The sequence below is a fragment of the Myxococcus sp. MH1 genome (assembly GCF_059738865.1).
The window spans coordinates 7,426,078-7,446,537 of record NZ_AP026947.1 but is presented as its reverse complement, the minus strand read 5'-3'; the positions used below and the strand labels follow the sequence as shown (position 1 = coordinate 7,446,537).

Annotated in this window: 18 protein-coding genes; 12 read left to right on the top strand and 6 right to left on the bottom strand. The window is 70.0% G+C overall.

What is annotated here, in order from left to right:
• Positions 1–84: 84 nt before the first annotated feature.
• Positions 85–330, bottom strand: a complete 246-nt coding sequence (locus tag AC6JA9_RS29020) for a hypothetical protein (RefSeq protein WP_223745680.1) — start codon at positions 328–330, stop codon at positions 85–87.
• Positions 331–737: 407 nt separating this feature from the next.
• Between AC6JA9_RS29020 and AC6JA9_RS29015 the strand changes: the two genes are divergently transcribed.
• From AC6JA9_RS29015 to AC6JA9_RS29000, 4 genes are all read left to right on the top strand, one after another.
• A complete protein-coding gene (locus AC6JA9_RS29015; RefSeq protein WP_223784085.1) occupies positions 738–1,088 on the top strand; it encodes a hypothetical protein in 351 nt (116 codons plus the stop codon).
• A 603-nt stretch (positions 1,089–1,691) separates the two neighbouring features.
• The gene (locus tag AC6JA9_RS29010; RefSeq protein WP_223745682.1) at positions 1,692–2,225 is read left to right on the top strand and encodes an SMI1/KNR4 family protein; all 534 of its coding nucleotides are present in this window, start codon (positions 1,692–1,694) and stop codon (positions 2,223–2,225) included.
• Between the two features lie 51 nt (positions 2,226–2,276).
• Positions 2,277–2,666, top strand: coding sequence for a hypothetical protein (locus AC6JA9_RS29005; protein WP_497958163.1), 390 nt, complete (start codon positions 2,277–2,279; stop codon positions 2,664–2,666).
• 110 nt (positions 2,667–2,776) lie between these two features.
• Positions 2,777–4,198: a hypothetical protein gene (locus tag AC6JA9_RS29000; protein WP_497958162.1), complete on the top strand. Its 1,422-nt coding sequence runs from the start codon at positions 2,777–2,779 to the stop codon at positions 4,196–4,198.
• 3 nt (positions 4,199–4,201) lie between these two features.
• On the opposite strand, the gene AC6JA9_RS28995 is transcribed toward AC6JA9_RS29000, so the two are convergent.
• Both AC6JA9_RS28995 and AC6JA9_RS28990 read right to left on the bottom strand, forming a co-directional pair.
• A complete protein-coding gene (locus tag AC6JA9_RS28995) occupies positions 4,202–6,946 on the bottom strand; it encodes a YncE family protein (protein ID WP_497958161.1) in 2,745 nt (914 codons plus the stop codon).
• 159 nt (positions 6,947–7,105) lie between these two features.
• Positions 7,106–8,848, bottom strand: coding sequence for a SulP family inorganic anion transporter (locus tag AC6JA9_RS28990; RefSeq protein WP_497958160.1), 1,743 nt, complete (start codon positions 8,846–8,848; stop codon positions 7,106–7,108).
• A gap of 233 nt (positions 8,849–9,081) precedes the next feature.
• Here AC6JA9_RS28990 and AC6JA9_RS28985 point away from each other — a divergent pair, with 233 nt between their 5' ends.
• The 7 genes from AC6JA9_RS28985 (at position 9,082) to AC6JA9_RS28955 (ending at position 15,509) form a co-directional block, all read left to right on the top strand.
• Entirely contained in the window at positions 9,082–10,590 is a 1,509-nt protein-coding gene (locus AC6JA9_RS28985) for a HAMP domain-containing sensor histidine kinase (protein WP_497958159.1), read from the top strand.
• Positions 10,587–12,008 carry a sigma-54-dependent transcriptional regulator gene (locus tag AC6JA9_RS28980; protein ID WP_223745688.1) on the top strand — a complete coding sequence of 474 codons (1,422 nt, stop codon included), beginning with the start codon at positions 10,587–10,589 and terminating at the stop codon, positions 12,006–12,008. The genes AC6JA9_RS28985 and AC6JA9_RS28980 overlap by 4 nt, the downstream gene beginning before the upstream one ends.
• Before the next feature lie 74 nt (positions 12,009–12,082).
• Positions 12,083–12,478 (top strand): hypothetical protein, encoded by a 396-nt coding sequence (locus tag AC6JA9_RS28975; protein WP_223745689.1) that lies wholly within the window; start codon positions 12,083–12,085, stop codon positions 12,476–12,478.
• A 97-nt stretch (positions 12,479–12,575) separates the two neighbouring features.
• On the top strand, positions 12,576–12,740 hold the full coding sequence (rpmG, locus tag AC6JA9_RS28970) for a 50S ribosomal protein L33 (protein WP_046714983.1): 165 nt from the start codon (positions 12,576–12,578) through the stop codon (positions 12,738–12,740).
• A complete protein-coding gene (zigA, locus tag AC6JA9_RS28965) occupies positions 12,737–13,981 on the top strand; it encodes a zinc metallochaperone GTPase ZigA (protein WP_223745690.1) in 1,245 nt (414 codons plus the stop codon). Before rpmG ends, zigA begins: the two co-directional genes overlap by 4 nt.
• Positions 13,981–14,631, top strand: coding sequence for a DUF1826 domain-containing protein (locus tag AC6JA9_RS28960; protein ID WP_267700251.1), 651 nt, complete (start codon positions 13,981–13,983; stop codon positions 14,629–14,631). Before zigA ends, AC6JA9_RS28960 begins: the two co-directional genes overlap by 1 nt.
• Positions 14,632–14,723: 92 nt before the next feature.
• The gene (locus AC6JA9_RS28955; protein WP_497958158.1) at positions 14,724–15,509 is read left to right on the top strand and encodes an endonuclease/exonuclease/phosphatase family protein; all 786 of its coding nucleotides are present in this window, start codon (positions 14,724–14,726) and stop codon (positions 15,507–15,509) included.
• A 22-nt stretch (positions 15,510–15,531) separates the two neighbouring features.
• On the opposite strand, the gene AC6JA9_RS28950 is transcribed toward AC6JA9_RS28955, so the two are convergent.
• Positions 15,532–15,852 (bottom strand): hypothetical protein, encoded by a 321-nt coding sequence (locus tag AC6JA9_RS28950; protein ID WP_497958157.1) that lies wholly within the window; start codon positions 15,850–15,852, stop codon positions 15,532–15,534.
• 236 nt (positions 15,853–16,088) lie between these two features.
• On the opposite strand from AC6JA9_RS28950, the gene AC6JA9_RS28945 reads away from it, so the two are divergent.
• Complete coding sequence (locus tag AC6JA9_RS28945) at positions 16,089–17,624, top strand: hypothetical protein (protein WP_497958156.1); 1,536 nt, start codon at positions 16,089–16,091, stop codon at positions 17,622–17,624.
• A 14-nt stretch (positions 17,625–17,638) separates the two neighbouring features.
• On the opposite strand, the gene AC6JA9_RS28940 is transcribed toward AC6JA9_RS28945, so the two are convergent.
• On the bottom strand, positions 17,639–18,409 hold the full coding sequence (locus AC6JA9_RS28940) for a DUF695 domain-containing protein (RefSeq protein WP_223745695.1): 771 nt from the start codon (positions 18,407–18,409) through the stop codon (positions 17,639–17,641).
• The gene (locus AC6JA9_RS28935) at positions 18,406–20,415 is read right to left on the bottom strand and encodes an ABC transporter substrate-binding protein (RefSeq protein WP_497958155.1); all 2,010 of its coding nucleotides are present in this window, start codon (positions 20,413–20,415) and stop codon (positions 18,406–18,408) included. The genes AC6JA9_RS28940 and AC6JA9_RS28935 overlap by 4 nt, the downstream gene beginning before the upstream one ends.
• Positions 20,416–20,460 lie beyond the last annotated feature (45 nt).

Here is a 20,460-nt window from a genome sequence, read left to right as displayed (position 1 = left end):
GTCTGCGGCGGCGCAGATAGACGGTCCAGGGCGGAGGTCTGCCGAGGACCGCAGTCGATTCCGCGGCGCGGGGCGGCCCGGGCGCTACTCAGCGCTCGTGGTGGATTCCGCAGGGGGCGCCTCGTCCCCCAGGGCCTGCGAGGTGCAGATCCAGTACTCGAGGTCGCAGTCGTTCTGCTTCGCGTCGCGAGCGCGTTCGTCCGACTCGAGTGAGGCCAGGTAATAGCAGTAGGCGTATTCCTCCTCGCAGGTGTTCGCCAGCGAGGGAGGCGCCCACAAGGTCGATGCGGCAATCGGCGCTACCAGGAATCGCATCCACTTGAATGACATGTACGGCTCCTTTCCGGAGGCGCTGACTCTGTCAGTTTCCAACAGATAGGACTAGCGCCTGGCGCAATCGCTCATGGGTGCGCACAAGGAGGGGCTCCGCGCACACCTGCGACTCATCTGAACTCCGTCATCTTCCGCAGTCCGAGTCTCTTCATGGCGGCGATGCGTGTCTGGCCTCTTTGTTGGGACACCGCCACCGCCGTGTTCGATTGGAGCGATGCGCAGCCGTCGGGAGGGACCACGCCCCGCCCCGCACCCCGCGGACACTCGTCCTCTCGGGCTCTCACAAATGCGCATCAATGACAAACACATCGGACATCGGGCGCGTTGACGGGTTGCGCGAGGATGTCTAGACAGCCCATCGCCTCCTGGAACCTTGTGCCCCAGGATGGCTTGAAGGAGCTGTCATGAAGCAACCTGTCGTTTGGCTGGCCATCCTCGCCGTGCTGGGTTCTGGTTTCGTGGGCTGCGGCCCCGGGACGGAGGCCCCCGAAGTCCCTGTGGATGAGACGTCGCAACCCCCACCCTCGGAGGAGGTCTCGTCCGAGGACAGACCCGTCGAGGCGTTCGCGCGCAACTGCAAGACGACCTGCTCGGGCTTCACCGCGAGCGGCGGCACCTGCAACGTCGTCGGCTTCGGCGCCACCACGTTCCTTGGGGGCTGCAAGAAAGCGTGCCGGTTCGCGCGCCAGGACGCCGATGCGAAGGCGGCCAGCTACGGCTGTCAGCTCGCGCAGTGCAGCGATGCGTGTAACTGACGGCTGAGTTCCACCCCCGGCCGGGGACCTCGGGTGTGCTGCCTTCCGTCTCCGGCCTTCTTCTTGGACACGGGCGTGCTGGGCCCTGCTCGCGTGGCACCGTACACTCCCGTGCGTGACGTTCGCTCCCGACGACCTGGCGGCCATCTCCCCTGAGACGGACACCCTTCGCCTTCGTCGCGTGGCTCCCAGAAGACCTGGCGCTGCTCCTCGCGGTCGAGGGGCTACCCGCCTTGCGTCAACTCGAACTGCGCAGCCGCGTGTTCGGCGATGCGCAGTGCCGTGAGCTGGTCCACCTGTGGCACGCCCCCAACTGGAGGTGTTCGAGCTGACAGGTGCTGCTCTCTCGGACGAGGGTTCCCCTGCGTCATCGAGACCACTTCCCACGATTGCGGCGGCTCAGCTGTGGCCCCTGGGGTCTCTCCGATGCCCGGTGGACCGAGCTGCGAGGCGAGTACCCCGTCGATTCTTGAACTCCAATGGAGTGGGTGGCGGAGCGTCGAGTCGGCGAGCTGCGGGTGGCTTTACTCCGCACGACATGGCTGGAGGCGACGGCTAGCGTCCGCGCACCAGGCATCTTCCTGGCTCGTGGTCGGAGCAAGCATGTCGACGCAGTCGAATGAGAGCGCGGTGACGCAGGCGGTGGAGCGGCTGAAGTCCTTCGTGGAGACGAAGGAGGGCATGTCCGTGGAGTTCGCCGCGCCGGTGGACGCCGCGGCGGTGGCGGGTCTGGAGGCGAAGTACAAGCTGAAGCTGCCCCCCAGCTACGTGCGCTTCATCACCACGCTCGGCACCTTCAAGGTGGTGTACGGCGGGCAGGAGCTCATCGGGATGGAGGAGCCGGGACTGCTGCGCGCCGCCGCGCCGGACCCGTCGGACGCCGTGGATGGCGAGGACGCCGAGGTCGCGGAGGCCATCAACCAGGCCCTGTTCTTCCAGCGCCGCGATGACGACTCGGTGGAGAACTTCTGGTGCTTCAACCCGCGCGCCCGCTCCCCGGAAGGCGAGCTGGCCGTCGTCGCCTACAGCCATGACGAGGCCTTCAGCCTCTCCGACGGCGAAGATGACTTCCGCGACTTCTCGACCCACATCGTCAAGGTCATCGACGACTTCATCGAGACCTACGCGGAGGCGTAGTCCTCGGTACCCGGCGCGGGCGGGGCTCCCCGCCGCGCCCTGGGGGGGCCCATGAAGGTCTGCACCGCCATGCTTCGCTACCACCTGGGCCAGGTCATCCTGACCTGCTTCGTCGACCACAACGAAGTGCCGGAAGACCTCGGTGAACTCGACAGCGACATCGAGACCATAGGCCACGGGGCACAGGCCTCGGGAGACTTGCCCTGGCTGCTCCTGGGCTTGCGGCAGCTCCTCCATGACCCGCGGGCCGACCTCGCGTCCTACGGTGGCGGTGTGTTTCCCCTCGAGGACGGCGACATGCGGGGCATCATCATCCACGTGCTCAGCAGGCTCGATGCCCGCGGCGGATTCTCCTCCTCGCCCGATGTCCCCGTTCAGCGCGAGAGCATTGGCGGCGAACTCTGGCGGACGTACCGCGACCGCTGGGGCACCTCGTCCTGAGGGACTGACTGCTCGGAATCCCACCGCGACGTGGTCTCGCGCTTTCGTGCCCACTTGAGGGGCACCCTCTCGCTCCCTACCTTCCGCCGCTGCGTTTGGAAGGAGCGGTCATGCGTGTCAGGAATGGTGGTGCCCTGGTGTGGTTGGCTTTGCTGGCCTCGGGCTGCGGGGGCCTCGCGATGGAATCCCATGCGGTGACGGCCCAGGCCTGTCCGCCAGGCGTCGCGTCGAGGACGCGGGTGGTCAATCCTCCGGGAGCATCCGTCAACACCCACCTGGAAGGACTCACCGACGTCCAGGGGATGCTCTACTTCACGCTCGCCGCGCCGGGAGGTGGCACGGGATTGTGGCGCAGTGATGGCACCGAGGCCGGCACCGTGCAGGTGCGGAGCTTCCCCGCGGGCGTCTTCGCCGAGGGCACTCCGGCGGCGGTGGGCAACACGCTCTTCTTCCAGCTCGCCGACTCGGCGACGGGAATGGTCCACCTCTGGACCAGTGACGGGACGTCGGCTGGAACCCGCTTCATCAAGGCCTTCACGCCGGACGTCAACGGCCCCGCGCTGCGCGCCGTGACGGCCCTCCATGGCCGACTGGTCTTCTTCCACCTGGGCGCCTCGGGAGGTCCGGCGCTGTGGAGCTCGGATGGGACGAGCGCGGGGACGGTGCTGCTCGCGAACCTCCCCGGTGTCCTCGGGCTCTACTTCGACCAGACCCTGCGCGTCGGAGATGCGCTGTTGTTCTTCCGCTCGCAGGGCGGCGCCACGACGCTGTGGCGCACGGATGGCACCCAGGCGGGGACCATGTCCCTCAAGCAGTTGGATGCGGGAACCGTGAGCATCCAGCAGGTGGGGCGGGCAGGGGACCAGGGCTTGTTCGTGCTCCGGGACGGGCCGAACGACGAGGTCTGGAAGACGAATGGCACGGCCGCGGGCACGCTGCGATTGGACACGTTCGGTCAACGCGTCCGTCTGGTGGGCGGGCTGGGCTCGAAGGTGTACGTGGCCCAGTCGGCGCGGCTCTACAGCCTCTCCCTGGGGGGCGGTGGCAGGACACTCGTCACCACCTTGCCGCGCGACAATCCCGACCAGCTCCCCGCGGTGCTGCGGACCGCGGCCTCCGGTGACTCGCTCTACTTCTCGGTCGGCCTCAACGGCCTGAGCCCCGTGCCCGACGACGTGCGGCTCTGGGTGACGAACGGCACGGCGACGGGGACTCGCGAGCTCTTCCGCTCGCTGCACCGCAATGACACGTCCTATTCCCCCGTGTTCGCCACGGGGACGGGGGCCGTCCTCTTCACCGGCTCGCCGGACGGCACGGCCAACAGGCCCTGGTTCACGCGAGGCACGACGGCGACGACGGGACAGCTCGCGAAGGTCACCGTCCCGGTGGTGCTCGGACTGGGGCCCGAGCCCTTCGTGCGCGCGGGCGGCCGCGTGTTCTTCCCCGCCACGGATGACACCGGCCTGGAGCAGCTCTGGTCCGTGCCGGCGTCGTTCTCGTGTCCTCCGGGAGTGGCGGCCGAGTCCCTGTGAGCGCTATCGGCTCAGCGGGTCATCGGGCCGGGTCCCCCGGTCCAGCTCATCGCGGTCGAAGACGCCGTCCAGGTCCCGGTCGATGCCGATGCGCACCTCCGAGCCCTTGGGCACCACCGTGAAGGTCAGCTCGTTGCCGGGCAGCGCCATCGTCTGGAGCTGCGCGGCGGTGACGGTCTCCGCCGCGCGGTCGGCCTGGAACAGACCCCCGCCCACATAGGTCGCGCCGCGCGCGATGCCGCCCTGGTTGCCCTTCGCCACCAGCCCCACCTTGCCGCTGTCGGCGAGGGCCTGGAACGAGGCCAGGGTGCCGGTTTGCGCGGGCGTGGGGCTCGCCGTGGTCAGCGTCACCTGCCTGCCCACCGCCGCGTGGGTGTCCTTGCTGTCCGGCCCGGGCGGCTCCGCGACCGTCGTCGTGGTGCCCTTGGGCAGGTCCGATCCCGAGAACGCGAGCATGAACGCCACCATGTCCGCGACCTCCTGGTCGCTCTGGAGCGTGAACACCGGCTCGGTGATGAAGCGGGCAATCGAGTCCACGCTGCCGTCATGCGAGAAGCCGAAGCCCGCCAGGTTCGACGTCTGGGTGAACTCCATACCCACCTTCTCGTAGAGGTTTCGCAGTTGTGAAATCTTCATCGTCACGTTGGTGAAGCCATCCACGGAGACGAGCCCCGTGTGACGCTCGCCGTTGGGGCCCGCGTTGACGGGCAGGAACTGGCTCCCGTTCCAGCGCACGTCCGCGCCCAGGCCCGTGGGCAGGGTGTGGCACGTCGAGCAGGCGAAGACGCCCGAGTCCAGCAGGCGCGGCGGCCGGTAGATGCGCAGACCGTTGACCGCGTTCCCGTTGGGCAGCGGCTGTCCCGCGGCGCCGAAGCGCCCCGTGGTGAAGTGCCCGGGCAAAGGCAGGCTCGTGGGCAGCGAGTTGTCGAGGTTCCGGAAGGGATTGGGCGGGAAGGTGAGCGTCGCGAGGAAGTCCTCGAACTGCTGCATCTCGATGACGGTGAGCTGGGTGTCGTCTCCCTGGAGGCTGGTGAAGGCGCCGTTGAACTCCTCGATGCCCGCGCGGTCTCCGCGCCAGTGTAAAGGCTCCTTGCCGATGAGGTCCTGGAGCGTCTGCGTCGTCATCGGGCCCTTCATCGCGTGCCACGGCTGGAAGTTCGACGTGAGCCCGGGGATGCCCATGCCCAGGTTCTGCCCGGTGACGGCCTTCATCTCGCCGGCGGGGTCTCCCAAATCCCACGCGAGCCGGTCGAGCCGGCCGTCGATGTGGCATGACGCGCACGACACGTGTCCCAGGCCCGAGCCCGTGTGCGTGTCATACAGGTGCCTGCGGCCGACCTTGATGGCGCCGGGGGAGGGGTCGAAGAACGGCACCCGCGCGACCTCGGTGTTCGAGGTGGTGTCCACCAGGGAGATGCTCGCGGCGAACTTGTTGAGCACGTAGAGCCGCGTCCCGGAGAGCACCACGCCCGTGGGGCCCTCGCCCACCGTCACCTGGGTGATTCTTCCGCCCGCGTCGTCCATGACGGCGACGTTGTTGGAGCCCATGCCGGTGATGTAGACGCGGCTGCCGTCCGTGTTCCAGGCGAGCCCTCGCGGGTCTCCCAGCGCGAGCCGCCGCGTCGCCAGGGGCACCGTGCCCGTGGTGTACGTCAGGTGCGGATTGAGGTCGAAGCGGGAGACGACGGAGGGATTGGTCGGGTCGAACGCGGCGGCGAGCACGCGCAGGAAGCGGCCCTTGAGGTTGGGCTCGAAGCGGACCTCGTTCACCGCGTCCGTGCCCACCACGACGACGTGGCCGCCCGGGTGGACCGCCAGCGCCATGTTCAGGTTCATCGCCCCGCTGGCGTACGTGACGGCCAGCGTGGACGCGTTGATGATGGCCACGTCCCGGTCCGGCAGATCCCAGCCCGGGCGACGTCCGGACGCGGACGCGTTGCTTCCCGAGACGACGCTCGTCCAGTCACGGCTGTTGTCGTCCATCCACTGGCCGCTGGCGTTCTTCTTCACGATGAGCGCCACGGGAGGAGGCGCGGGCGTGCCGCTGCGCCTGGGCGGGTTGAACGCATTGCCGGCGTTGGGGGGCGGGTTGACGCCGCCGTAGGGGCCCAGCCCGCTGCTCACCACGTTGGGTGGGAAGCCGCCGCCGCCCATCGCATTGCCACCGCCGAGCACCGTGCTGCGGTTGCCGGACTCGAAGAAGGCGACGTAGACGTGGGTGCCCGCCGCGTTGGTGGCGAGCGCGCGAGGCTCTTCACCTTGCAGCGCGAGCCGCGTGGGCGTGGCGAGGGGATTGGTCGGGTCCAGCACCAGCACGCGGTTCACCTGCGAGCAGGAGATGAACGCGCGCTGCGGTGAGCCCGCGAAGATGACGTCCGCGGGCTCGTCATCCGTGGGAAGGGTGGCCCTGACGTTGAGCGTGGTGAGGTCCACGATGCTGACGCTGTCGGAGACGTGGTTGACGACCCACGCCTCGGTGTTGCTCCGGGCGCGCACGGACACGGGGTCCAGGCCCACCGGGATGGAGGCCGTGAGCACCGGCGTCCCGCCCGTCACGGAGAACACCATGAGCCGGTTGTCCGCCGTGTTCACCGCGAGCAGGCGCGTGCCGTCCGGCGTCAGCTCCAGCGGGTGGACGTGGGGGTGCTCCCAGTTCACGAAGGTGCTCGGTGACTGGGCCCGTGCCGCGCCCGCCACCAGCACCACGCACAGCAACAACGAGAGCCGCACCTCTCGGACACAGGGCATGGAGCCTCCCGCGCGACACCCTCGTTCGCGCGTGGGTAGAGAATTCAGCGATGACTGCTAAAGCCGACTATCCTGAGTTGGATGAGTCTTTAGCATGAACCGCTGACGCGCGCTGTGGGGAAGGGGGCGCCACCTGGATGGGGCAGGTGGCGCCGCGGCTCAGGTGGGCTGCGGTGCCCCCGAGGTGTTCGTCACCTTCGCGGGGGCCTGCTGGGTGCTCTCCTGTTTGATGTGCTCCAGCACGTCCTCCATCGTCGCCATCATCGCGTGCGGACTGGTGTCCGACCACGTCCCGTCCGTCTCCATCATCTTGGCGACGCCGTTGCGCGCGCCCGCCACCAGCACCCGGCCCCGGCGGACGGCCAGCGCATCGGACAGCTCGCGCAGCGTGCGAAGGCCCGCCGCGTCCATGAACTTCACCTCGGAGAGGTCCAGCACCAGGAAGTCCGGCCAGGGCGGAGCCTGCAGCGCCGCGCTCACGTTGGCGCAGGAGCGCACATCCAGGTCGCCGCGCACGCGCAGCAGTTGCACCGGAGGCCGCGCGTAGGCGTCCTGCCCCTCGGCGCCGAGCGGGCGGAAGAGCGGGCGGCCATCGGGGCGCAGCAGCAGGCTGCGCACATGGGCCCTGGGCCGCGAGAAGAAGCCCCACGCCAGTGACAGCAGCACGCCCGCGACCAGGCCCGGCAGGAAGCCCACCGTGGCGATGAGCAGCGCGGTCGCAACGGACACCGCCCCCTTGCCCGCGTTCTGCCGCATCAGCGCGCGCAGCCCGCGCAAGTCCAACAGCCGCGTGGCGACGACGAGCAGGATGGCGGCGAGCGCGGCCATCGGAATCAGCGCGACCAACGAGCCGGCCAGGATGCAGGCGCCCAGCAGCATCACCGCGTGCAGCACGGAGGCGGCGCGCGTGCGGCCCCCCGCCTGGACGGACACGGACGAGCGGACGATGGCGCCCATCACCGGCATGCCGCCGAACATCGCCGATGTCGCGTTGGCGAAGCCCTGCGCCACCAGCTCCTGGTCTCCGTCCGTCCGGTGGTTCTCCAGCCCGGGCAGCTGGTCCAGCGCCCGCGCGGACAGGAGCGAGCCCAACGACGCCAGCACCGTCAGCGCCAGGATGTCCGGCAGGAGCGCCTGGAAGTCCAGCCCCGCGAAGGAGGGCATCACCGGCATGGGCAGGCCCGTGGGCAGCGCGCCGACGCGCGCCAGGCCCTCGGAGAGCACACCCAGGCTGGACGCCGCGGTGGCGACCACCAGCCCCACCAGCACCGCGGGAATGGAGCGGTGCAGTTTGGGCATGAGGAGCATGCAGGCCACCACCAGCACGCCCACCACCACGGAGGCGCCGTGCACGGACCAGGTGGACCACGTGGAGGGGAGCACCAGCGCGCGCGCGGAGGACGTGCCCTCCGTCACCGCGCCGAGCAGCCGGGGAAGCTGACCGTCGAGCAGCAACAACCCGATGCCGGCGGTGAAGCCACGGGTGACCTCGGAGGGCATGAACTGCGCGAGCCTGCCCGCGCGGGACAGGCCGAGCACCACCTGGAGCGCGCCGCACGCGAGCGTGGCCACGATGACGCCCGCCACGCCGTGCTTCATGGAGATGAGCAGCACGGTGGGCACGAGCGCGGCCTCGGGGCCCGTCACCTGGAGCCGGCCTCCGCCGAGCATCGCCGCGACGACACCGGCGACGGCGCCGCTGATGAGGCCGACCTCGGGAGGTAGCCCCGAGGCCACCGCCAGCGCCAGATTCAAAGGAAGCGCGACACACGCCACTGTCAGAGCGGCGCTCGCGTCACCCGGGAGCGTCCGGCGTGACACCATCTGCTTCCAGTCCGTCCACAACCGCTTCGGACCTGCGGTCCATCCACGGGGCGTCTTGAGCGTAGGAGTCTCGACCATGATGCCCGGGCCATCTACATGGACCGTGCCGACGGCCTCTCCCCTCTGAATGCTGATTCAACTGTCGGCCGAGGCCGACGCTTCGTCGTCACCTGTCGGCCGACACCTGTCTGTCGGAACCGACAGGAAGATTCACGAGGGAACACCCGCTCGAAATTGCTGCGCGACGCTCGTCAGCTCGGTAGTGAGACTTCCGGAACAAGCGCGCCCTCACATGCGTATGAATCGGCCTCATGCGACTCGCTCACCGACTGCTCATCTCCCACGCACTCATGACCGCCGCGCTGCTGGGCGCGGCTGCCTTCTCGGGGGTGGCCATCGTCCGGATGACGTCCCTGCTCACGGAGGTCCGTGAGGAGCAGCTCGGCGGAGTCATCAAGGAGGAGGCCGTCCATCAGGCCGCCTGGGCCGTGGAGGTGGCCGCCCGTCAGGGCCTGTTCGCTTGTGAGCACAGTCCCCAGGAGGTGCCCGCTGCCGCGGCGACGCTCGGGCAACGGCTCACCCACCTGGACGCCCTCCTGAAGCGTCACGGCGCCGCCACGCAGCCGTTGCTCCTGCGCGCGGCCGAGGGCTTCAAGAGCTACGCGAGCCACATCCTCCAGGGCGACACGTGCGAGCGGCTGCAGAACGCGGCGCTGCGCAACCAGCGCCTGCACCTGGCGGAGCAGCTCACCGACGCGTGGATCAACACCACGCTCGCGCTGCACTCGGCCATCCGTCAGCGCGAGATGCGGGCGCACGACATCGGCTCGTCCGCCATCGCGGTGGGGCTCATCCTGGGGGCCATGGCGGTGGTGGCGGCGTGGGCGGTGGCGCGGTGGGTGGCTCAAGGGGTGACGCGCCCGCTGGGGCAGTTGTCCGCGCTGGCGCACCGGGTGGGGGACGGCAACTTCGCGCCGCTGCCCGCGGTCTCCGGGCCCAGTGAGATTCGCGCGCTGTGGGCGGACCTGGACCGCATGCGGGGCCGGCTGTCGGAGCTCGACCAGCTCAAGGACGCCTTCGTCGCCTCCGCCTCTCATGACCTGCGCACGCCGCTGGCGCGGCTGCGCACGGCCATCGGTCTGTTGGCGGACGGCACCGCGGGCCCCTTGACGGCGCAGCAGCAGCGCGTGGTGGCGCTGGCGCAGGTGGCGTGCGAGCGCGAGATCCGGCTGGTCACCGCGCTGTTGGATTTGACCCGGGTCCAGGCGGGCAAGGCCGTGCGCCGGGACGAGGGGTGTCGGTTGGATGACGTCATCGCGCGCGCCGTCGAGGAGGTCAACGAGCTGGCGGAGGAACGCGGTACGAAGCTGGTGCTCCAGGCCGAGGGCACGACGCCTCCGGCCTCGCTGGATGCCGCGCTGGTGGAGCGCTCGTTGGTGAGCCTGATGACGAATGGTGTGCGCGTCTCCGCGCCCGGTCAGACTGTCTACGTCACCCGCACGCTCATGCCCCGGGGGCCGGATGGCCAGCCCGGGACGTGGGCGCGGATCGAGGTGCGGGATGAAGGCCCCGGCGTGCCCGACGACGTGCGCCCGCGGGTCTTCGAGCCCTTCTTCACCCGCGCGGTGGGCGCCGCCGCCGCGGATGGGTTGGGCCTGGGGTTGCCCCTGGCGCAGCGGATGATGCGGGCGCTGGGCGGTGATGTGCTGGTGCTGGAGAACGCGAACCCCGGCGCGCGGTTCGTGCTGGTGTTCCCGCTGGGGTTGGGAGCACCCGCCCCGGTGGCGACGGAAGCGATGTCCAAGAGGATGGAAGGATGAAGCACCCCCGCGGTGGACATGTGTTGGTGGTGGACGACGACGCGGAGCTGTGTGAGCTCATCTCGTTGAGACTGGAAGCGCGTGGGATGAAGGTCACCACCGCGCTCACAGCGGCCCGCGGGCTGGAGCTGCTCGAGCAGGAGGAGGTGGACGCCGTCGTGCTCGACCTCCGGCTGGAGGGGGCGGATGGGCTGGAGGTGATGGGACAGATGCGGGCCCGCTCGCCGGACCTGCCCGTCGTCATCCTCACCGCGCACGGCACCATCGAGACGGCCGTGGAGGCGATGCAGCGGGGCGCGTATGGCTTCCTCACCAAGCCCTTCCAGGACCACGAGCTGGTCCAGAAGCTGTTGCACGCGACGGAGCGCAGTGACTTGCGGCGGGAGCTGGCCGACCTGCGCCGCATCGTCGCGGGCACCACGCCCGAGCGACTGCTGGGCACCAGCTCCGCCATCGCCGAGGTGAGGGACCGCATCGCGCGGGTGGCCCCGTCCGAGGCGACGGTGCTCATCCTGGGCGAGTCCGGCACGGGCAAGGAGCTGGCGGCGCGGCAGGTCCATGCGCTGTCGCGGCGCGCGAGCGGGCCGTTCGTCGCGGTCAACTGCGGGGCGCTGCCGCCGGAGCTTCTGGAGAGCGAGCTGTTCGGCCACGTGAAGGGCGCCTTCACCGGGGCCACGCAGACGCGCGAGGGGTTGTTCGGCGCGGCGCGCGGCGGGACGTTGTTCCTCGACGAGATTGGCGAGGCGGCGCTCCGGGTCCAGGTGAAGCTGCTGCGCGTGCTCCAGGAGCGGCGCTTCGCGAGGGTGGGCAGCACGGTGGAGGAGGAGGCCGACGTGCGCATCGTGGCGGCGACCAACCGCGACCTGCGTGAGGAGGTCGAGGCGAAGCGCTTCCGCGAGGACCTCTACTACCGGCTCGCGGTGCTCCCCATCGTGATGCCTCCGCTGCGCGAGCGGCTGGAGGACATCCCGATTCTCGCCACGCGGCACCTGGAGCAGGCCGCCGCGCGCAACGGGCTGCGGCTGCCCCGGCTGGCGCCGGAGGTGATGGACCTCTTGCGCTCGCACTCGTGGCCGGGAAACGTCCGCGAGCTGGTGAACGCCATGGAGGCGCTGGTGCTGCTGGCGCCCGAGGACGACATCCGCTTCGAGCACGTGGCGCGCATGTTCGACCCGCCGACGTCCTCCCGCGCGCCCGCGGACGCCGTGCGCGAGGAGGAGCAGGACTGGCTGAGCGCGGAAGGGGAGCTGCCCACGCTGCGCGAGGCGAGAGACCGCTTCGAGCGGCGCTACCTGTCCGAGGTGCTCCGCCGCTCGAAGGGCAACGTGGCCGCGGCCGCGCGCACCGCGAGCCGCAACCGGACGGACTTCTACGAGCTGTTGCGAAGGCACGGCCTGTCGCCCGCGGAGTTCAAGTAGCGCCGGGGACGGAGGGACGACGGGCTTGATTGGTTTTTGCAATCGAGTTACGTAAGCGTCCGATGCTCCGCCCCATGTCCCTTCCAGCGCGCGCCTGCGCGGCCACCCTCGCGGTGTTGTGGCTGACGTTGCCGCTGGTGGGGGTGCTCCATTCGGACGAGCACGCGCACCGCTACTGCGCCGAGCATCGGGCGTTCGAGGAGTTGGACGACGCGGGGCTCCTCGCGTCCGCCGTGCGACAGGGGCCCGGGGCCGAGGTCGCGCTCACGGATGGCGAGGAGGATGGAGATTCGCATGCGCGGTGTGCCCTGGCCTGGGCACAGGCGCGTCAGGCGGTGTTCCTGCCTGCTGGACTCCTGCTGACGGTCCCGTCGTCGCGGCCGCTCCTCACGCTCGAGGAGTCCGTGGGGAATGGCTCCGGAGTTCCGTTGCTGGCGCTCGCACCGAAGGGCTCTCCGCCCGGTCGCTGAGCCGTCGCAGTCCGTCTCGTGTCGCGGGCCTGGGCCATGGCGCCCAGCGCCTCGTCGCGCGCGTTTCCTTCAATTCCTCTCTCTCAATGGATTCATCATGCCCAAGGGCAATCGGACCATCGTCCATCTCGTGTCGACCGCGAAGACCGGCTACTTCTACACGACGACGAAGAACAAGCGGAAGTCGCAGGACAAGCTCCAGCTCAAGAAGTACGACCCTCGCGTGCGCAAGCATGTGCTGTTCGTGGAGGGCAAGCCATGAGCGAGCCCGCCGTGAAGCGCCGCCTTCCCACCACCGTCCTCTCCGGTTTCCTCGGCGCGGGGAAGACGACCCTGCTCAATCACATCCTCAACAACCGTGAGGGTCTGCGCGTCGCCGTCATCGTCAATGACATGAGCGAGGTGAACATCGACGCGCGGCTCGTGCAGGGCGGCGCCTCGCTCAGCCGGGTGGACGAGAAGCTGGTGGAGCTGTCCAACGGCTGCATCTGCTGCACGCTCCGGGAGGACCTGCTCGAGGAGGTGGGGCGGCTGGCCCGTGAGGAGCGCTTCGACTACCTGCTCATCGAGTCCACCGGCATCTCCGAGCCGCTGCCGGTGGCGGAGACCTTCACCTTCGCCGACGAGTCCGGCCGCAGCCTGTCCGACGTGGCGAGGCTGGACACGCTGGTGACGGTGGTGGATGCGCTCAACTTCCTGCGCGACTGGGAGGGCTCGCAGGGGCTGGCCGAGTGTGGCCTCGCCATCGCCGACGAGGATGAGCGGACGGTGGTGGACCTGCTGGTGGAGCAGGTGGAGTTCGCGGACGTGCTGGTGCTGAACAAGACGGACCTGGTCTCCTCCTCCCAGTTGGAGGAACTGGGCGAGATTCTGCGCAGGCTCAACCCGGAGGCGCGGCAGGTGCTGGCGGAGCGGGGCAGGGTGCCGCTCGCGGAGGTGCTCGATACCCGGCGCTTCGACTTCGAGCGCGCGAGTCGTGCTCCGGGGTGGCTCAAGGAGCTTCGCGGCGAGCACGTGCCGGAGTCCGAGACGTACGGCATCCGCAGCTTCGTCTTCCGCGGCCGCGTGCCGCTGCATCCCCAGCGCTTCTGGGACTTCATCCATGGGAGCTGGAAGGGCGTGCTGCGCAGCAAGGGGTTCTTCTGGCTCGCCACCCGGATGGACATCACGGGCGTGTGGGCCCAGGCCGGTGGCGCGTGCAGCTTCGAGCCCGCGGGCCTGTGGTGGGCCGCGGTGCCTCGCGAGGAGTGGCCGGAGGAGCCCGAGGCCCAGGCGGAGCTCGAGCGCGAGATGACGGGGCCGTATGGGGACCGGCGTCAGGAGCTGGTCTTCATCACCCGGGATGCGGACCCCGAGGAGGTCCTGGGGCAACTCGAGGCGTGTCTCTTGACGCCCGCGGAGCTCGCGCTGGGCCCTTCCGGATGGTCTGCGCTGGAAGACCCCTTCCCGGCGTGGGAGGTGGTGCGCGACGAGGACGCGGCCGCCGAGGAGCGGAGCGCCTGATGGAGCCCGCCTCGCGGTGGGAGTCACGCGCTCCCGAGTCATGGTCCGCCTCGCACGTCCTCGTCTGGCAGCCCTCGGAGCTGACGGAAATCTATCGCGAGGGTCTCAACCTCTGCGTGTGGCGCCGGGGCCTGGGCTCCGAGCTCAGCCGGTGGTTGGGGACTGTCTGTGCCCGGCACACCCTCCACGTCGTCGAGCGCGTGGATGCAAGACGCCTGGACTTCCGAGGGACACTCGCGGAGCTGTCGGGGGTGGAGGAGCGCGAGGCCTGGTGTGAGGACCTGCGCCAGCTCTGCCAGGTGTACGCGGACCTCCTCGAGTGCCGGTGGCTGGGCGTGCGGCTCACCACGTTGGAGCGGGAGATGTGTCCGCGCTTCCACGTGGACCGGGTCGGCGTGCGGTTGCTCTGCACCTACGCGGGCCCCGCCACCGAGTGGCTGGAGAACGCGGACGCGCTGCGAGAGGGGCTGGGGCCGAAGGGCGAGGTGCTCCGCGCGGGCGGGCGCGTGCAGCGATTGGAGCGCTTCGACGTGGCGTTGTTGAAGGGAGAGTCGTGGCCCGGGAACGCGGGGAACGGTGTCGTCCACCGCTCCCCGGCGCTCGTGTCAGGGCAGCGGCGCATCATGCTCTCCATCGACGCCGTCGACTGAAAGGGCATGGCCTGCGATAACGGGCGGGCCCTGTCCTCCGAGGGGCGGGCACCTGCACCCGGCCCGAGGCGGGGGCGTCAAAGGAGTTGCCGATGGCGTGGGGAGTTCGGGTGGCCTCGTACAACCTCCTCGCGGATTCCTACATCCGACCGGAGTGGTTTCCGAACACGCCCGCGCACCTCTTCGAGCCGCGAAGGCGACAGGAGGCCCTGGCCCGACGCATCCTGTCGCTGGACGCGGACATCGTCTGTCTCCAGGAGGTGGAGGCCTCCACCTTCGACGCGCTCCAGCGGTCCCTGTCCTCGCACGGGTACTCCGGTGTGCTGGCGTTGAAGCAGCAAGGCAAGCCCGACGGTTGCGCGGTGTTCCATCGCGGGGAGCGCTACGTGGGGCACCGGGCCCACTACTTCAAGGACGTGCTGGAGGACGGGCGCGTCTCGGGGCACCTGGCGCTGGTCGTCGACTTCGCGGTGGGGCAGGACCGCTTGCGCGTGGCGTGTACGCACCTGCGATGGGACCGGCCCGACAGGCCGGTGGCGCTGCACCAGGGGATGCAGCAGGCCACGGAGCTGCTCGGGGAGGTCGTCCAGGCGGACCCAGGCGCGCTGTGGGTGGCTTGCGGTGACTTCAATGCGCGCCCCGGCGAGCCGCTGGTTCGCGCGTTCACCGAGGCGGGGCTGGAAGACGCCTTCCAGGGCCAGCACGCGCCCACGTGCAACGCGAATGGCGAGGCCAAGGCCATCGACTTCATCTTCCACTCACGGGGCCTGAGCGCCCGCCCCGTTGCTCCGCCGGTCATCGATGACCTGACGCCGCTGCCCTCGGAGCAGGAGCCCTCGGACCACCTACCCCTGGTCGCGACGCTGCGGCGGGCGTGAGGCAATGCCAGTCCGTTCCGCGCTAGATGCTGATGATGAACGGGCCGATCTGGAAGGGGCGATGGTCGACACGCAGCGTCTCCCCGCCGCGGTACGGGTCGCCTCGGGAGTTGTTGATCACCGCGTCCTCGTCGAGGAGCAGGACGAAGCGGTGGTAGCCGCCGGGATACCACCGGGCATGGTGTGCGCAGACCTCGGGTGACGCGAGCACGATGTCACAGTCCGTGGCGGAGCCGATGACGATGCCCGTCTCCCGGGAGCAGCGCGCTTCCAGGTTGTCGACGTGGCGTGTCTCCACCTGCCCGGTCCGGGTGTCTTCGATGTGCACGGCAATCTGGCTCATGTGAGGGATTGTAGAGGAACTGCTGGGAAGCCTTCAGTCAGGGGCGGAGCGCCCCGTGGCTGGCGGCCCTCTCCTTGTGGTCCTGGAGCCGCGTTCTCGACGCGCCATGTCGTGGGCCCGTGTGTCCCTCCAGTCGGAAGTCGAGGCATGCCGTCTGCAAACCCATGGTGCATGAAGAGGAATCCATGAACGACCGAGTCCACCGCGCCGCATCCTCTCCGTCCCGGGCGCCTCGGATGCGACGGCACCCTGGCCGAGCCCTGGCGCTCGGGCTGTGGCTCGGGAGCACGACGGCCCTGGCCGCTCCCACCGAGCCTTGGTTCGACAGGGGTGCGGTCCTGGTCGAGACGCCCGAAGGTGGCGCGTACTACGGGTTGGATACGCAGAAGCGGATCGCCTGCGAAGGTCGCCTCTGTCTTTGGCGCGTGGTCCAGAGCATGGGGCCCTGCTTCTACGGACTCTGCACGAGCCAGCAGATGGTCATGTCGGACCGGGAGGGGAGATTCCTGGGGGCGGCACATGACCTCGACGCGTGGTCCCCGAGCACCCTGCGCTTCATCGACGCGGGGCATGTCGAGGTCGTCACCACGAGCAGGAATGAGCCCTTCAGCATCCCCGCCAATGCATTGGACCCGACCGCCGTATCCCGCCAGGTCCTGAAGGTCGCGCCGGATGGCTCGCGATTCATCGCGGCCCCCCTTCGAACGCCGAAGTGGACGAAGCCCGCGGCGCGGCGTGGGAAGGCGCCAGTCGACCCGAAACCTCCCAGGTCCCTGCCCGTGGATGACGCGCTCCTCGCTCGGGCTCGCGCCCTGTGCCGCGAGGACCTGCGCTTCAATCCCGTGGACCATGCCTGTCGGGACGGGACCTGTTTCCTGCTGCTCTCCGGCGTCGAGCCCTCGTCCGAGGCCGATACCGAGGACGCCTCCCCACCGGCGGAGGCCGGCCTCAAGGGACCTTTCTGTGGCCTCCTGGTGAGGGGGGACGACCTCCAGTCGCTCGGGTTCGACGAGGACGGGGTCGAGGTCCAGGTGTCATCCACCGCGTACGCCTTGTCGGGACCTGTCGGCGCCCGCGGCTCGATGGAGCACATGGAGACGCTCTCCCGCAGCCGGCCGGGCTACATGGTGTTCAGTGACACCGTGGGCGCGGTGGTCGACGGAATCAGGCCGTACCCCGTGCGGTCGGCGCAGTCCACGGAGGCCGCGCTCGCGTTGGCCCCCACGGCCCAGGCCTATACGCCCGCCCATATCACCTGGGGGCTCGCGGGTTGGAGGGACGTGGAGGACCTGGCTTTCGCCTGGCGGCTGGCGCGCGTGGGTGGGGCGCTCGCCCTCCACGTGGAGGTGCACGATGACAGGGTTGTTCCTCTGGGCACCGGTACCGGTGTGCACTCGGACCATGTGGAGTTCACCGTGCACCGGATGCGCACGCCTGGAGCGTTCTCCGAGCTCAAGCTGGGCCTCCTGCTCGCGGCGGGAGGAAAGGTCGAGGCGCGTGACTGGACGGGAGAGGCGAACACCCCCCTTCCCGCCATCCAGGGCACCTGGCGCAAGCGTCCTCGGGGATACGAGATGACGCTCACGCTCCCGTTGGCGGACCTCCTCGGCGCGGCGGAGCCGAATATCTCCCTCGGCGTCTCGCTCGCGGTCTCCGATGCGGACGCGCGAGGCAAGCAGGAGACGCTGATGAAGCACAGCGGAACCCTGATGTTCTGGACCGAGTACCCGCCGAGCATCGACGAGTACCGGCGCCACGGCGCCATGGAATGACGCGCGGGCGGGGGCTACTGCATCGTCGTCAGCACGCAGCCCCAGCCGTCGTAGTCACCCTCGTGGGCCTGGAGGACCTCCAGGATCTCCACCGTCACCTCGTCCGCGCGCCCCTCCGCCAGCGAGTCCTCTCGGGTGAAGGACACGGCCCACCGCGTATCGGGAGGCTCGGGCGCGCGCGGGGCGGAGACCTTGAACCCCTTCTTCGCGAGCTGCCCCCCGGCGCGGGTCGCCTGCTCCTCGCTGGAGAAGTGCGCCAGATGGTCCACCTCGCGCGCCACTTCACTCCGGTCTCCTTGCTTCGCCAGCAGGTCGAGCAGGCTCCGGTTCGACATCAGGTGGCGGTGGAGCTCCGGCGGATAGAGCCAGTCGAAGTACACGGCCCACTCCGGGTCCTCCTCGAGCTCCAGCTCCAGCGTGTAGTCACCCTGCACGGGGGTCACCACGCGCTGGACCTCGGACTGCGAGACGCCGCGCGGGCCGAAGAAGAACGCCTCCGTGAGGCCCTGCCCCACGCTGCGGCCCACGAAGAGGAACCCCAGCGCCCCGAGCGCCGGGACGAACGCGTCCTCCAAAGCGAAGAGGGCGTCCGACTCCTCACGCGAGCGCAGGCCGTCCGGCCGGGGCGACTTCATCGCCACGCGCACGGTGAGCCGGAGCGGATGGCTCGAAAGAGGCGCCTGGGACGCCGCCTCCATGTCCAGGAGGAACGACGTGGGGCCGTCCTCCAGCTCCATCAGATACGTATCGAAGTTCTCCTCCCAGGCCTTCACCGCGCTGCTCACTGCTCACCTTCCTCCACCGTGAGCTGGTACGAGTCCTGGAAGTTGGCCTCGCGGTTCTTCGCGTCGCGCACCTCGAAGATGTAGACGCCGGGCTCCGCGCTGAAGCGGATGCTCTCCGGCTGGTCGCCCTTGGCCCGGTCCGCCGTCTGCACCAGCGACAGCTTCCCGTCCGGCTGCACGCGGTGCAGGTACAGGCCCACGTCCACCTTGAGGATGCCCAACAGCGTCGCCTTCAGCGGCGTGCGCACCGGACGGTCCGACAGGTCCAGGCGGTAGAAGTCCGTGTCCTTCACCGGGAACACCGTGCCGCGCACCGCCTTGCCGAGCGTCAGCTCCTGCGCGCGCTCCAGGTTGTTGTTCGGCTCGCGCTCCTCGCCGCCGTTGTCCGGCACCGTGGTGATGCTGATGCGGTAGGGCTGCTCCGCGTTCTCGAAGTCCTTCACCCACTTGCCCTCCACCTTGCGCGACGCGCCCTCCACCCGGAACCAGCACGAGCCACTGCACGCGACGTTGTTCAGGCGCTCGGGCTCCTTCAGCGCGCCGTCGTTGGCCCGCAGCAGCACCGTCTCCTGCTGACCGTCACCCTGGGGCGGCTCCACCATGGAGAGCACCAGGTCCAGCCGCTCCACGCCCGACAGCTCCACCTTCGCCAGCACCGGCTCCGTCGTGCGCAGCACGAAGTGGTCCACGTCGCCCTTGGGCGAGATGAAGCCCTCGCGGTAGCCGCCGGCCGTCAGCGGCGTCGCCTTGTACAGCTCGTCGTTGGGCTCCAGCTCCGCGTTCGCGCCGGCCTCCTCCTGCGTCACGGTGAGCGTGTACGGCGTGCCCGAGTTGAACGTGCGGCGCGCCTCCTTGCCCGTCCCCGTCCAGCCGCCCTTCACCACCACGTAGACCACCCGGTCCGTCGCCCGCACGCCGATGTTGCGCAGCGACAGCGCCTCGCCCTCCTTGCCTCGCAGCGAGAACAGCGGCGCCTCGGCCGCCGACAGCACGGAGAGCTCCGGCCGCACGCCCTCCACCGCGGACAGTTCGATCTTCAACGCCACCGAGGGAGGCTCGGGCGGCACGGCGGCGCCCGCGTCCATCGCCTGCGCCACCGCCGCGCCCTGGGGCCGAGGCGCCGCGGGGGGCTCTCCTCCGGCGAAGGTGCCCGAGGGGGCGGGCGGCGTGTCCAGCGGCGCCGCGCCTTCCTCCGGCGTGCCCGTGGCCGCGCCGCTCTCCGAACCCGGAGCGGGGGAGGGCGCCTCACCCTGCGCGGCGGCCGCGCCCTGCGCCACGGCGCCCTGGAGCGCCTCGGCTCCCTGGGGCGCGACGCCCTGCGTCGGCGTGGCCCCCTGCGCGTCGTCCGGCGCGGGGACGCCCTCGCCCGGCGGAGGCGTGGGGACGGCGGCCTCGGGCAGCTCCACCCGGTACCAGTCCTCGTCGCCCGCGTGGCCCAGGAACGCCGTCACCGTCTGCCCCAGCGGCAGGGGAATCGCGTCCACCGCGCGATCATTCGGCTCGTGCTCCTCGCCGTCGTTGGGCGCGCGCATCTTCACCGTCAACGTGTACGCCCCGCCCACGCCCTTGCGCGCGGGCGCCACGCGCACCCAGCGCTCCTTCTCCACGTAGAGGTTGGGGAAGCGCTCCGGCTTGCCGTCGCCCTCGCTGTTGATGGCGGCCAGGCGGTTCCTGTCCCGGTCATGGACCTCCAGGGTGATGTCCCCGCCGGGCAGGCCCGACACGGTGACGTCCACCACCCGGGGCGCGGAGGGCGCCAGCCGGTACCAGTCCTCGTCGGCCTTGTTGGGCTGCGCCGTCAGCTCCGCCGTCACCGTGCTGTCGCGGGTGATGTCGAGCGCCTGCTCGGGCCGCTCATTGGGCTCCTGCTCCGTGAGCGCCGCGGGCCCTGTCTCCACGGGCCCCGCGTCGGGCACCTCGGCCGGCTTGTCGTCCTTGCAGGCGACCAGCGTCGCGGCCAGCACACAGACCCACCCCCAGCGTCGCGTCACGTTCATTCTCCGCATCGTGCCGCATCACTTCCTCGCGGCGTCCGAGTGTCAAGCACCCCA